The following is a 13,228-nucleotide window of genomic DNA, read 5'->3' as shown; positions in this document are numbered from 1 at the left end:
GGGTGAGACGGCTTTCGGTGGTGCGCGGGGGTTTGGAGGGTCACCGGTGGGTGGTTCCGGGGAGTCGATGGAGGCCCGTGTGCGGCTGCCGCAGTTGCGGTTGGACGAGCTGCTGGGGGAGTTGCAGGCGCGTCTCGACGCGGCGCGGGGTACCCGGGACCGGGTGCACAGTCTGCTGGAGGCGGTGCTCGCGGTCGGCCGGGAGCTGGACCTGGAGCAGGTGCTGTACAGCATCGTGGACGCCGCGGCGACGCTGGTGGACGCCGAGTACGCGGCGCTGGGCGTGATCGGTCCGGACGGCAGGCGGCTGTCGGCGTTCCACACCATCGGGGTGAGCGAGGAGCGGATCGCGCGGATCGGCCCGTTCCCCGAAGGGCACGGGATCCTGGGCGAGCTGATCCGGCATCCGGAACCACTGCGGCTGACGAAGCTGTCGGAGCATCCGGCGTCGTACGGCTTCCCGGAGCACCATCCGCCGATGAACACGTTCCTCGGCGTTCCGATCCGGGTGCGGGACCAGGTCTTCGGCAATCTGTACCTGACCGAGAAGCGCGGCGGTCTCGAGTTCGACGAGGACGACGAGTCGGTGCTGGCCACGCTGGCCGTGGCGGCGGGCGTGGCGATCGACAACGCGCGGCTGTACGAGGAGTCGCGGCTGCGGGAGCGCTGGCTGCGGGCGATGGCGGAGATCACGCAGAGCCTGATGTCGGGTGCCGACCAGGCGGAGGTCCTGGGGCTGATAGCCGAGCGCGCGCGGGAGATCACGGGGGCGGCGCTGGCGGCGATGTCGACGCCGGTGAAGGGGACCGGGACGCTGAGCGTGGAGCTGGCGATCGGCCGGGAGGCTGAGGCGCACCGGGGACTGGTGCTGCCGGTGGAGGGCACGCTGACCGGGGAGGCGTTCACCGGCGGGGTGCCGGTGAGCAGCCCGGACATCTCGCGTGACCCGCGGGTCACGGCGGGTCCGCCCCGGTTCTCGGGCCTGGGTCCCGCGGTGGCGGTGCCGGTCGGGGACCCGGGCGATCATGTGCGCGGGGTGGTCCTGCTCGTGCGGGAGGCCGGCGGGAACGACTTCTCCGGCAAGGAGCTGGAACTGCTGAAGGGTTTCGCGGCGCAGGCCGCCGTGGCGATGGAGCTGGCGGGGCGGCGGCGGGACGCGGAGCAGATCGCGCTGCTCGAGGACCGTGACCGGATCGCCAGGGACCTGCACGACCTGGCGATCCAGCGGTTGTTCGCGACGGGCATGACCCTGCAGAGCGCGGGCCGGTTCATCGACCATTCGGGGGCCAAGGAGCGGGTGCTGCGAGCCGTCGACGACCTGGACGAGACCATCAAGATCATCAGGTCGACGATCTTCGGCCTGCGGGCGCACGACGAGGAGGCGGGCGCCGGACTGCGAACGCGGGCGGTGCAGGTGGTCGGGGAGGCCGCGCCGGTACTCGGGTTCGCGCCCGGGGTGCGGATGGAGGGGCTGCTGGACACACATGTGTCCCGGGAGACCGCGGACGAGGTGGTGGCGGTCCTGTCGGAGGCCCTGACGAACATCGCCCGGCACGCGCACGCCGACCGCGCGGAGGTGGCCCTGGAGACCGACGGCCGCAGCGTGCGGCTGACGGTCACCGACAACGGAGTGGGGATTCCCGCCGAGGGGCGTCGCAGCGGGCTGGCCAACATGGCCGAACGGGCCCGCCGGCTGGGCGGCGGCCTGGAGTGGACCACACCCGAGCACGGCGGCACCAGGCTGCTCTGGCACGCGCCGGTGGGCTCGGGGGAGGCCGTGCGGTCTTCGCCGGGGGAGTGACCGGACCCGGGGTCGCCGAGAGCAGGTGCCGCCCCCGGCGTTCGAGGGACTTGGCGCTCTTGAGCCGGGCGTCCGGGGCGGATCAGGCCTGTCGTTCGTGGTCCGGGCGTACCACGACCACCGGGCAGGCCGCGTGCTGGGCGCAGCGCTGACTGACCGAGCCCAGCATCGCGCGGGAGAAGCCGCCGCGGCCCCGGCTGCCCACGACGAGGACGTCCGCCCCTGCCGAGGCGCGGACGAGCACCTCCGACGGATCGCCCTCGACCAGGTACTCCACCAGGTGCGCCGGGCGGTCGTCCCCGAAGACAGCGTGCAGCCCCTCCGCGAAGCGCTCGCGGGCCTGCTCCAGGTCGAACTCGGGATCGATCGCCGGTCCGGTCCAGCCGATGGACGACGGCGTGTCCCAGGCGTGGATCGCCTCGACGACACCGCCGACGAGCCGGGCGTATCCCGCCGCCCAGCGCAGCGCCGCGCACGAGGAGGGCGAACCGTCCACGCCCACGACCACCCGGCGTCGCGGTTCAGAGGGTTGCATGGCCACCTCACTGAGCAGTCGTTGTGCCTACGTCCACGCTGCCCGGCCCGAGGCGACCGTGCCAGCCAGGGACCGTCCCGGTCAGGGGCCGGTCGGCCCTGGTGCGGGACCAGCGGCCCCTGGCCGCCGCGCCGGCCGGCGGCGATTCTCGGAAGCGGATCAACCGATCAGCGGATCACCGAAGTCCCCGTCGCGGCAGCGCCGCAGGAGGTGGGAGTCCATGCCCCGCACCGTCACCGCCGGTCTCGACGGCTCACCCGAGAGCCGGGGCGCCGCCGAATGGGCGGCGCGCGAGGCCGGACTGCTCGGGCTGCCGGTGCCGATCTTCGACACCGTGCTCGGCGGCATCTCGGTGACCGGCTCCGTCGTCGGCACCCGGCAGGACCTCGCGGAGGTCTTCCGACTGCACGCGGAGGGCCGCACCCGGGTCATCCGGGAGAGCCGCCCGCTCGGCTCCGTCGACGAGTCCATCGACGAGGTGCTGCGCGGTCAGGTCAAGGCTCGCATCGTTTTCGACCTCGGAGAGGGAGGCTGAGGACCATGGATCTGCCGGTGGTCGTCGGAGTCGACGGTTCGGAACCCAGTCTGCGGGCCGCCGACTGGGCCGCGGACGAGGCCGCCCGGCGCGCGGTGCCGCTGCGGGTGGTGTACGCCTCGCTCTGGGAGCGCTACGAGGGCGCCGCGCTCGCGCGGGAGCTCGGCAAGCCGGACGACCAGGTGGAGGCCGAGGAGGTGGTCGCGGCCGCCGCCCGGCGCGCCCGCGCCCGCCATCCGGACCTGCCGATCAGCAGGGCCGCGTTTCCCGAGGCGCCCGAGTACGCGCTGGTGCGGGAGGGCAAGAACGCCTCCGCCCTGGTCGTGGGCGCCCGTGGCCGCAGCGCGGTCGTCGACCTGCTGCTGGGTTCGGTCAGCCTGTTCGTGGCCGCGCACGCCGACTGTCCCGTGATCGTGATCCGCGGCAGCCACGACAACCAGGCGCGCACCCCGGTGCGGGGCCGCGTCGTCGTCGGCGTCGGGGACCGGTCCGCGGCGGCGGTGCGCTTCGCCGCCGAGGAGGCCCTGCGCCGCGGGGTCGAACTGGAGGCCGTACGGGCCTGGCGGTGTCCCGCGCACGAGGCCCTCGACCATCCGCTGCTCGGCGGGGAGCCCGAGCGGGTGTACGAGGAGCGGGCCGTCGACGCCCTCGAATCGGCGCTGCGGGACGTGCCGCCGGAGGTGAAGGTGCGCCGGCGCACCGCGGAGGGTCCGGCCCGCCGCGTGCTCCTTGACGCCTCGCCGGGCGCCGACCTGCTCGTGGTCGGAACCCGGCGCCGGGCGGGACGGTTCGGGCTCCAGCTCGGCCGGGTCGCCCATACGGCCCTGCACCATTCGGCCTGCCCCGTGGCCGTGGTGCCCGAACGGGCGTGAGGTCACAGGTCCGCCGTGCGATCGGGGACGTAGGTCTGAAGATCGCGAGGCGGCCGCTCGTAGCCGGTCGACGCCGGCCGCTCGGGCAGCCGCAGCGCCGTCGGTGAGACCTCGTGGTACGGCATGGTGCCGAGCAGATGGGCGATCATGTTCAGCCGGGCACGGCGCTTGTCGTCGCTCTCCACGACGTACCAGGGTGCCTCGGAGATGTCCGTGTGCACCATCATCTCGTCCTTGGCCCGCGAGTACGCCTCCCAGTGTGTGATGGACTCCAGGTCCATCGGCGACAGCTTCCAGCGTCGCAGCGGGTCCTCCAGACGGCGCCGGAAACGTTCCTGCTGGACGGCGTCACTCACCGAGAACCAGTATTTGCGCAGCAGAACCCCGTCCTCCACCAGCATCCGCTCGAAGATGGGGCACTGGCGCAGGAACCGCTGGTGCTCCTCCTTGGTGCAGAAGCCCATCACGTGCTCGACCCCGGCCCGGTTGTACCAGGACCGGTCGAACAGCACGATCTCCCCGGCGGCCGGCAACTGCTCGACGTACCGCTGGAAGTACCACTGAGTGCGCTGGCGCTCGGTCGGCGCGGGCAGGGCCACGATCCGGGCGATACGCGGGTTGAGGTGCTCGGTCACCCGCTTGATGGTGCCGCCCTTGCCGGCCGCGTCCCGCCCCTCGAACACCACGACCAGCCGGGCCCCGGTGGTCCGCACCCACTCCTGGAGCTTCACCAACTCCGTCTGCAGGCGCAGCAGTTCGCGCTCGTAGGTCTTGCGCGGCAGCGCCGCCCCGTTGTCGGCCGTCACAGCAGGACACCGTACTTCCCGGCGGGCGTCGGCGCACCCGGGCGGCCGCGTGGACGACGGGCGCCGCTCATGCCGACGTCAGGGGCCTCGCCGCCCGCTCCGGCCGGGCGTGATGGGTGGTGAACCAGTCCCGGGCCAGCTCCGCCACCGTCTCCACCGTGTCCGGTGCGGTGAACAGGTCGGTGGCGCCGGGAACGGGGACGACGCGGTGGTCGCAGCACATCCAGTCCGCCGCGAGCCGGTTGAGGCCGAGCAGCCGTGTGTCCTGGGCGCCGACGACGAACAGGCAGGGGGCGCGCACCCGGGCCAGCGCGGAGGGCGGGGCCAGGTCGGGACGGCCGCCGAGGCAGACCACGGCGCGGATGTCGTCGTCCGCCGCGGCCTCCACGGCGGCACCGGCGCCCGTACCCGCCGCGCAGTGGCTCACGGGCAGGCCGGTCTCCCGGCGCAGCCAGTCGGTGGCGGCCCGCAGGCGCCGGGCCAGCAGCACGATGTCGAAGACGTTGTGCGGGGTGCGCTCCTCGTCCTCGGTGAGCAGGTCGATCAGCAGCGTGCCCAGGCCCGCCCGGCGCAGGACGGCGGCGACGCGCTGGTGGGGCGGGCGGTGCCGGCCGCTGCCGCCGCCCAGGGCGTAGGCCACCGCCACCGGCGGCGTGGGCGGCAGGGCGAGCCGCGCGGCCAGGCGCACCGGACCGGCCGGCACCTCCACCTCCCGGTCCGGCGAGGGTGCCTCCGAGAGAGGACCGGAGGGCGGTCCGGTGGCGAACGCGGTGGCCTGCCGGCTCTCGCCCAGCAGCGTGGCGACCTCCGCGTCGGTGACGCGCCCGAAGTCCGTGTACCAGGCGCCGACCGAGCCGAGGTGCCGCAGCGGCTGGAGACAGACGACCCGGTCGGCCACCGTGCGCAGATGCGGCAGCGCCGCTTCCGGTCCGACCGGGACCGCGAGGACCACCTGCTCGGCGCCACGGGTCCGGGCCACCCGGCATGCGGCCTCGGCGGCGGCGCCGGTCGACAGCGAGTCGTCCACGACGAGCGCTGTCCGCCCGGCCACGGGCAGCGGCGGCCGGCTGTCGCGCAAGTGCCGCAGTCGGCGTTCCAGTTCGGCCCGTTCGGCGCGTTCGACGGTCTCCCGCCCGGCGGGATCGAGGCCGCTCTCGCTCAGGACGGTCCGGTCGATGACGCGTATTCCGTGCTCACCGAGGGCGCCGAAACCCAGCTCCGGCTGCCAGGGCACGCGCAGCTTGCGCACCACGGCCAGGTCGAGCGGGGCGCCCAGGTGCCGGGCCACCTCGAAGGCCACCGGGACGCCGCCCCGGGGCACTCCGAGCACCACCACGTCCTCGTCGCGCAGGTACTCCAGGCACCGGGCCAGGCGTCGTCCGGCGTCCGCGCGGTTCTCGTAGCGCATGCGCCGCCACCTCCTCGTACGTGGTTCCGGCGGCGCGGCGGCAAACCGCCTCGACTCCATTCGAACGCTTCCGGCGTGCGCACGCCTCCGGGCGGGTCGCGGACGTCTTGCCGGGGCAGCTCACGGTCCGGTCCCAGCGCGGTCCGACGAGGTCCCACTCCGCGCCCCACAGGTCGTAGCGGCGCCGGTCCGGCCGCCGGCGGACCAGGGCCGTCGCCGCGCGGGCCGGCCCGCCGAGGACGAGCGCCGCCCGGTGCCGAACAGAGCGGCCTGCGCGGTCGCCTCCGCCGGGCCGGGCGGCTCGGCGGCCAGGAAGCCCCCGGCCGTCCTGCCGGACGGTGACCGTCGCACCGGCGTGCAGGTCCGTGCTCACCAGGGCCTGCCCGGTACGGATGGTGCCGTCGGGCCCGTCCAGCGGACCTTCGCCGGTGCCAGACAGGTCGCGTCACCCGTCGACGTGGTGTCAGGAGCGGCCGTGAGCAGCACGGCCCGCACGGGCTGCCGGGCGGCGCGCTGCCAGGCGAACTCCTGGCCCGCGGCGCGCCCCGCCACCGTCGCCGCCTCCCTTTCTCGCGCTCACCGGGCACCCTGCCGCGCAGGCGTCATCCCTGTCCCGCGGCGGCCACCCCCCGCCGGTGCGCCGGCCCGGCGACCGGGCCCTCGCCGAACTCCGGCAGCACCTGGAAGACACCGGTCAGGCCGGTGTGCCGCAGGATCCGCCGGAAGGACGGACTGCCGCTGACCAGCCGCAGCCGGCCGCCGCGCGCCGCGACCCGGTTGCGGACCCGGCACAGCAGACCCAGCCCGGCGCAGTCGATGAAGGGCACCGGCCGCAGGTCGAGCACCAGGTCCGGCCGGGGCCCGTCGGTCAGCGTGTCGAGGTGTGCGGCGAGGGACAGCCTCGTGACCAGGTCGACGTCGCCGCTCAGTATGACGACGGTCGTCGTGCCGACCGTGCGTTCCGCATGGCTGTCGGCGGACCCGGTGGGACGTTCGGACATGCCGTCAGCCAAGCCGGTCCGGCGGGGTGCGGGGAAGGGCCGTTCGGTCCTCTCCGCGGCGGCCGAAGCGCCCTCGGGCGGCCGCCCGCGGGTACGCGCCCCCGCGGGCGGCCGATGGGGCCGACCGGCCCATGCGGAACCCCGGGTCGTCGGAGAAGCTGAAGACGTGGGCGGTGGCGGTGCCACGCCGGAGCGCGGTCCGCGCCCGCCGGCCGCGGACCGCCGGGTCCCGGCCGAACCGACCGGGACGGCCGATCGAGAAGGCCAACTGAAAGCGCCGTCCGAGAAGGCCGCCCGCGACGGCCGTCCGTCCGTCAAGGCCACCCGTTCCGGAACGAAGAGGGTGAGGTTCGGCATGAAAGGCTATGTCTTCCACGGCCCCGGGCAGTCCGCCTGGGAGGAGGTCCCCGACCCGGACCTCGAGGAGGCCACCGACGCCGTCGTGCGCGTCGACGCCGTGACCATCTGCGGGACCGACCTGCACATTCTCAAGGGCGACGTGCCCGAGGTCCGCCCCGGCACGGTGCTGGGGCACGAGGCCGTCGGCGAGATCGTCGAGGTCGGCGCCGAGGTACGCGCCGTACGGCCGGGCGACCGGGTCCTCGTCTCCTGCATCACCGCCTGCGGCCGGTGCCGCTTCTGCCGCGACTCCATGTACGGCCAGTGCCGCGGCGGCGGGGGCTGGATCCTCGGCCACCTGGTCGACGGCACTCAGGCGGAGTACGTCCGGGTGCCCTTCGCCGACCTCTCCGTGCATCCGCTGCCCGCCGCGGTGACCGACACGGACGCCGTGCTGCTGACCGACATCTTTCCCACCGCGTACGAGGTCGGCGTGCTCAACGGGCGGGTACGGCCCGGGGACACCGTCGTCGTGGTCGGCGCCGGGCCCGTGGGACTCGCGGCGATCGCCACCGCCCGGCTGTTCGCACCCGAGCGCATCATCGTCGTGGACCTGGCCGCCGCCCGGCTCGAGGCCGCCCGCAAGCTCGGCGCCGAGGCGGTGGCCGACGCGCGCGAGGTCCCCGAGCAGCTCGTCGAGGACCTCACCGGAGGCCTCGGCGCGGACGTGGTCGTCGAGGCAGTGGGCGTGCCGGAGACGTTCGAACTGTGCACGCGCATGGTGCGGCCCGGCGGACACGTGGCCAATGTCGGAGTGCACGGCAGGCCCGCCACCCTGCACCTGGAAGACCTGTGGATCAAGAACGTCACCATCACCACGGGCCTGGTCGACACCCGTTCCACGCCGACCCTGCTGCGCATGGCGGCGGCCGGCCGGCTGCCCACCTCCCAGCTCGTCACGCACACGTTCCCGATGGAGCGCATGGAGGAGGCGTACGACGTCTTCGCCCACCCCGCCGAGACGGGCGCCCTGAAGGTCGTGCTCGGCGGTCCGCGGCGCGAGGTCGTCCCGGTGACGGCGGCCTGACGGGCCGGACGGCTCCACCCGGCCGCGGACGTGCGCGGACGTGCGCGAGAGGTGCGGGAGACACGCGGGAGACGCGGCGCGGAACGGCCGCACGCGCTCCGCCAGGCGGAAAGACGGATGACTGATGTATCGCAACGACGGGTTCCGCGAGCTGGGGCGGCAGGAGTGCCTGCGGCTGCCGGCCAAGGCACCGGTGGGCCGTATCGTCCACACGCGGCACGCCCTGCCCGCGGTGCTCCCGGTCAACTTCGCCCTGGACGGCGACGGCGCGGTGCTGCTGTGCACCTCGGCCACCTCCGAACTGGTCCGCGCGATCGACGGCGCGTTGGTCGCCTTCGAAGCCGACGAGGTGGACGCGGTCGCGCACTCCGGCTGGAGCGTCGTCGTCACCGGCCCCGCCTCGGTGGTGACCGACCCCGCCGAGCACCGGCGCCTGCTTCACGGCGGCCCGCGTTCCTGGGTGCCCTCGCCGCGGGTGGTGTTCGTCCGCATCGAACCGGAACTGGTCACGGGCCGCGAACTCGTCGGCGGACTCAGCATCCACGGCCTGGACTCCGTCCTCTGATCTCCGCTCGATCCCCGACCCCCTCTTCAGTCCGACCCTCTTCTTCGAGCCCGCCGGAGGACGCCATGCAGGGTTCCCAGTACACCGTCGGCGACGTGATGACCCCGACCGTCGTGGCCCTGGCCCGTGGAGCGATGTTCAAGGAGATCGTGCGGACCATGGAGGAGTGGGGCGTGAGCGCGATGCCCGTGCTGGACGGCCGTGGCCGGGTGCTCGGCGTCGTCTCCGAGGCCGATCTGCTGCGCAAGGAGGAGCAGCGCGAGGACGACCCGGACCTGCCCGGCGGGCCGCCGCGGCCCGTGGCCGGCGCGGGCTCGGCCAAGGCCCGGGCCGTGACCGCCGAGGAGCTGATGAACACCCCGGCCGTCACCGTCCACCCCGCCGCCACCCTGGGCCGGGCCGCCCGCCTCATGGCCGGGCACGGCGTCAAGCGCCTGCCGGTCGTCGGTGACGACGGCGTGCTCGTCGGCATCGTCAGCCGCTCCGACCTGCTCAAGGTCTTCCTCCGCGACGACGAGGACATCGCCGCGGACGTACGCCGTCAGATCGTCGCCGCCGGTTTCCTGACGGACTCGGTGGGCGTGGCGGCGCGCGAGGGCGTGGTCACGCTCACCGGCCGGCTCCCGGACGCCTCTCTCATCCCGCTCGTCATCCGCCTGGCGCGGAGCGTCGACGGCGTGGTGGACGTGCGGTGCGACCTCACGGGGCCACGGCGCCGCCCCCTCCTGGAACCCGATCTGGCCGGCGAGCAGCCGCCTGGCGCCGCGGGGACGGGCACCGGACCCGAGACCTGACGGCGGGGTGAGGGGGGCCGAACGGCCCACCGAACCGGCCCCGGAAGGACCGAACCGCTCTCGCGCCGCGCCGTGCCGGATGCGACGGTGAAAGTGGGACGCGCTGCCGCAGGAGGGCGGCAGCCCCGGTGGAAGGCGGTGGGGTCGATGGAACTGCCCCTGGTGGTGGGCGTCGACGGGTCGGACCCGAGCCTGACAGCGGTGGACTGGGCGGTGGGCGAGGCCGCCCGGTTCGGACTGCCGCTGCGCCTGGTGTACGCGTCCCTGTGGGAGCGGTACGAGGGCGCGATGCCGTCGGGAACCGTGGGACGTTCCTCGGAGCAGGTGATGGCGGAGCACATCGTCGCCTCCGCCGCGGAGCGCGCCCAGCGGTGCGACCCGGAGGTGAAGGTCTCCACCGATGTCCTCCCGCAGGACGCGGTCACCGCCCTGCTGGGCGAGGCAGCCAACGCCTCCGCGGTGATCATCGGCTCTCGTGGCCGGGGACAGCTCAAGGGGCTGCTGCTGGGATCGGTCGGTCTGGCCGTGGCGGCCCGGGCGCACTGCCCGGTGGTCGTGGTCCGCGGCGACCGGGCGGGCCTGGCCGGCACCCATGAGCGGATCCTGCTGGCCGTCGGTGACGCCGACACCGGGCACGAGGCCGTGCGGTTCGCGTTCCGGGAGGCCGAGGTGCGCGGCTGCGTCCTCGACCTCGTACGCACCTGGCGGCGCCCCATGCACGAGGGTGTCGGGAACCCGGAGCTCGCCGACGAGCCGGCCCAGCGGCACGAGGAACACGCGGCCGCCGTCCTGGAGGAGCTGCTGCGCGAACCGGCGGCCGAACACCCGGCGGTACGGGTGCGCCCCGCGACGGTCGAGGGTCCCGCACACCGGGTGCTCGTGGACCGGTCGGCCGCCGCCGACCTCGTGATCGTCGGAGTACGGCGCAGGGAGGGCCACTTCGGTCTCCAGCTCGGCCGGACGGCCCACACCCTGTTGCACCACGCGCACTGCCCGGTGGCCGTCGTGCCGCAGCGGGCGTGACCGCGCCGTGCCGGCGGAGACGGCGCCGACCTGGGCGTACGACGGCTACGACCCCGCGCGGGAGCGGCTGAGGGAGGCCCTGTGCACTCTCGGTAACGGCCGCTTCGCCACCCGCGGAGCGCTGCCGGAGTGCGCCGCGGACGAGACGCACTACCCGGGTACCTATCTGGCCGGCTGCTACAACCGGCTCGTCTCCCACGTCGCCGGGCGCCAGGTGGAGAACGAGGACCTGGTCAACCTGCCCGACTGGCTGCCGCTGCGCTTCCGCCTCGCGGGCGGAGCCTGGCTCACCCCGGACACGGCGCCGGTCCTCGACCACCACCAGGTCCTGCACCTGGACCCGGGCGTGCTGGAGCGCCGCACCCGGTACGGGCTCGGTGACGGGCGGACGCTGACCGTGCGCCAGCAGCGGATCGTGCACATGGCCGACCCGTATCTGGCCGCCCTGCGCACCGAGTTCACCACCGAGGGCGGCCCTGCGGACCTGGAGGTGGAGGCGGCACTCGACGGCGGTGTGAGGAACGCCGGAGTGCGCCGCTACCAGGACCTGGACGGCCGCCACCTCACCCAGGTGCACACCGGCGGCGCGGCCCCGGACACGGTGTGGCTGCGCTGCCGTACCCGTACCTCCGACATCCGGATCGGCCTGGCCGCCCGCCTGAGCGGCGACCGGGCGGCCGGACCGGTCGGCACCCGGCACGAACACCCGCGCGCGATCCAGCGGGCACGTCTGAGCCTGGCGCCCGGCCGGACCGCCACGGTGGACAAGACCGTCGCCCTGCACACCTCCCGCGACCTGGCGATCAGCGACCCGCTGGACGCCGCGATCGACCGGGTGGGCGCGGCGCCCGCCTTCGAGGAATTGCTGGAGAGCCACCGTACGGCCTGGGCGCGGCTGTGGCGCCGGGCCGCCGTCGACGTGCCCGGGGAGCCGGGCCGCATCCTGCGCCTGCACCTCTTCCACGTGCTCCAGACCATCTCCCCGCACACCGCCGACCTGGACGTCGGCGTGCCGGCCCGCGGACTGCACGGCGAGGCCTACCGCGGCCATGTCTTCTGGGACGAGCTGTTCGTCCTGCCGTATCTGAACCTGCACTTCCCCGAGGTCTCCCGCGCCCTGCTGCACTACCGGCACCGGCGCCTGGAGCGGGCCTGCTCGGCGGCGCGCGCGATCGGCCGGCGCGGCGCGATGTTCCCGTGGCAGAGCGGCAGCGACGGCCGGGAGGAGAGCCAACGGCTGCACCTCAACCCCCGCTCGGACCGTTGGCTGCCGGACCACTCGCATCTCCAGCGCCATGTCGGCTCAGCGGTCGCCTACAACGTGTGGCGGTACTGGGAGGCGAGCGGCGACGCGGAGTTCCTGCACACCAAGGGCGCCGAGACGCTGTTCGAGATCGCCCGCTTCTGGGCCGATTCGGCGACCTGGGACGAGCGTCTGGGACGCCACCGCCTCCTCGGCGTGATGGGCCCCGACGAGTACCACGACGCCTACCCGGACGCCGAGCGCCCCGGCCTCGACGACAACGCCTACACGAACGTCACGGCCGCCTGGGTGCTCGACCGCGCCCTCCGGACGCTGCGCGTCCTGCCCGAGCCGCGCCGCCGTGAACTCGTCGAGCGCACCGGCGTGGACGACGCCGAGTTCGACCATTGGGAGCACGTCTCCCGCACGCTGCACGTGCCCTTCCACGACGGCGTCATCAGCCAGTTCGAGGGGTACGGGGGCCTCGCCGAGTTCGACTGGGCCGGCTACCGCGAACGCTACGGCGACATCCGCCGCCTGGACCGGATCCTGGAGGCCGAGGGCGACAGCGTCAACCGCTACAAGGCGTCCAAGCAGGCCGACGTGCTCATGCTCGGCTACCTCTTCTCCCCGGCCGAGCTGCGCGCGCTGTTCGCCCGCCTTGGCCACCGTTTCGACGAGGACCTGTGGCGGCGCACCGTCGACTACTACCTGGACCGCACCTGCCACGGTTCCACTCTCAGCGGTCTGGTGCACGGCTGGGTCCTGGCCCGCGCCCGACGGGCGGAGGCGTGGGCCTTCGTCCAGGAGGCGCTGCGCAGCGACATCGCCGACGTCCAGGGCGGCACCACCGGCGAGGGCATCCACCTCGGCGCCATGGCCGGCACGCTCGACCTCGTGCAGCGTGGACTGACCGGTCTGGAGACGCGCGAGGGCGCGCTGTGGCTCGACCCCGCCCCGCTCCCGGAGCTGTCCTCCTACGGCGTCTCGGTCCGCTACCGGGGGCACTGGGGCGTGGGGCTGCGTCTCGAGCACGGCCGGATCCGGATCACCGTCCCCGAGTCCGGCGGCTCGCCGATCGAGGTACGCCTGGCCGACCGCGCCGTCAGCGTCCAGCCGGGCGAGACGTGCGCCCTGGTTCTGCCCGACTGAATCCCGTTCCCCGCCCCTGGACCGTCCACCTCCCGCTGCCGAAGAGGGCGCGGAATACCCCGGGGGG

12 protein-coding genes and 1 pseudogene are annotated in these 13,228 nt (G+C 74.3%); 8 read left to right on the top strand and 5 right to left on the bottom strand.

Features of this window, described 5'->3' with window-relative positions; all coding sequences use genetic code 11:
* The first annotated feature begins 67 nt into the window (after positions 1 to 67).
* The gene (locus ACF09J_RS19470; RefSeq protein WP_392306907.1) at positions 68 to 1,801 is read left to right on the top strand and encodes a GAF domain-containing protein; all 1,734 of its coding nucleotides are present in this window, start codon (positions 68 to 70) and stop codon (positions 1,799 to 1,801) included.
* Between the two features lie 82 nt (positions 1,802 to 1,883).
* On the opposite strand, the gene ACF09J_RS19465 is transcribed toward ACF09J_RS19470, so the two are convergent.
* On the bottom strand, positions 1,884 to 2,336 hold the full coding sequence (locus ACF09J_RS19465; protein ID WP_392306667.1) for a universal stress protein: 453 nt from the start codon (positions 2,334 to 2,336) through the stop codon (positions 1,884 to 1,886).
* 310 nt (positions 2,337 to 2,646) lie between these two features.
* On the opposite strand from ACF09J_RS19465, the pseudogene ACF09J_RS19460 reads away from it, so the two are divergent.
* Positions 2,647 to 2,871, top strand: a pseudogene (locus tag ACF09J_RS19460) (zinc-dependent alcohol dehydrogenase); the annotation flags it as partial.
* A 5-nt stretch (positions 2,872 to 2,876) separates the two neighbouring features.
* Positions 2,877 to 3,743, top strand: a complete 867-nt coding sequence (locus ACF09J_RS19455) for a universal stress protein (protein WP_392306666.1) — start codon at positions 2,877 to 2,879, stop codon at positions 3,741 to 3,743.
* Positions 3,744 to 3,745: 2 nt separating this feature from the next.
* Here ACF09J_RS19455 and ppk2 read toward each other — a convergent pair whose 3' ends face one another.
* The 4 genes from ppk2 to ACF09J_RS19435 form a co-directional block, all read right to left on the bottom strand.
* Positions 3,746 to 4,549, bottom strand: a complete 804-nt coding sequence (ppk2, locus tag ACF09J_RS19450) for a polyphosphate kinase 2 (protein WP_392306665.1) — start codon at positions 4,547 to 4,549, stop codon at positions 3,746 to 3,748.
* Positions 4,550 to 4,616: 67 nt separating this feature from the next.
* On the bottom strand, positions 4,617 to 5,957 hold the full coding sequence (locus ACF09J_RS19445) for a phosphoribosyltransferase family protein (protein WP_392306664.1): 1,341 nt from the start codon (positions 5,955 to 5,957) through the stop codon (positions 4,617 to 4,619).
* 369 nt (positions 5,958 to 6,326) lie between these two features.
* Positions 6,327 to 6,509 carry a hypothetical protein gene (locus ACF09J_RS19440; protein ID WP_392306663.1) on the bottom strand — a complete coding sequence of 61 codons (183 nt, stop codon included), beginning with the start codon at positions 6,507 to 6,509 and terminating at the stop codon, positions 6,327 to 6,329.
* 50 nt (positions 6,510 to 6,559) lie between these two features.
* The gene (locus ACF09J_RS19435; protein ID WP_392306662.1) at positions 6,560 to 6,958 is read right to left on the bottom strand and encodes an STAS domain-containing protein; all 399 of its coding nucleotides are present in this window, start codon (positions 6,956 to 6,958) and stop codon (positions 6,560 to 6,562) included.
* Positions 6,959 to 7,313: 355 nt separating this feature from the next.
* Between ACF09J_RS19435 and ACF09J_RS19430 the strand changes: the two genes are divergently transcribed.
* The 5 genes from ACF09J_RS19430 to ACF09J_RS19410 all read left to right on the top strand — a co-directional run bounded on the left by ACF09J_RS19430 (position 7,314) and on the right by ACF09J_RS19410 (position 13,161).
* Positions 7,314 to 8,384 (top strand): alcohol dehydrogenase catalytic domain-containing protein, encoded by a 1,071-nt coding sequence (locus ACF09J_RS19430; RefSeq protein ID WP_392306661.1) that lies wholly within the window; start codon positions 7,314 to 7,316, stop codon positions 8,382 to 8,384.
* 124 nt (positions 8,385 to 8,508) lie between these two features.
* Positions 8,509 to 8,949, top strand: coding sequence for a pyridoxamine 5'-phosphate oxidase family protein (locus ACF09J_RS19425; RefSeq protein WP_392306660.1), 441 nt, complete (start codon positions 8,509 to 8,511; stop codon positions 8,947 to 8,949).
* A 65-nt stretch (positions 8,950 to 9,014) separates the two neighbouring features.
* Positions 9,015 to 9,743, top strand: coding sequence for a CBS domain-containing protein (locus ACF09J_RS19420; RefSeq protein ID WP_392306659.1), 729 nt, complete (start codon positions 9,015 to 9,017; stop codon positions 9,741 to 9,743).
* A gap of 147 nt (positions 9,744 to 9,890) precedes the next feature.
* Positions 9,891 to 10,766, top strand: a complete 876-nt coding sequence (locus ACF09J_RS19415) for a universal stress protein (protein WP_392306658.1) — start codon at positions 9,891 to 9,893, stop codon at positions 10,764 to 10,766.
* A gap of 7 nt (positions 10,767 to 10,773) precedes the next feature.
* Complete coding sequence (locus ACF09J_RS19410; protein ID WP_392306657.1) at positions 10,774 to 13,161, top strand: glycoside hydrolase family 65 protein; 2,388 nt, start codon at positions 10,774 to 10,776, stop codon at positions 13,159 to 13,161.
* Positions 13,162 to 13,228: the final 67 nt, after the last annotated feature.

The organism is Streptomyces sp. NPDC014889, assembly GCF_043081205.1.
Classification (GTDB): domain Bacteria; phylum Actinomycetota; class Actinomycetes; order Streptomycetales; family Streptomycetaceae; genus Streptomyces.
Note: the sequence above shows the minus strand (reverse complement) of the source record. Positions and strands in the feature narration are given on the sequence as shown.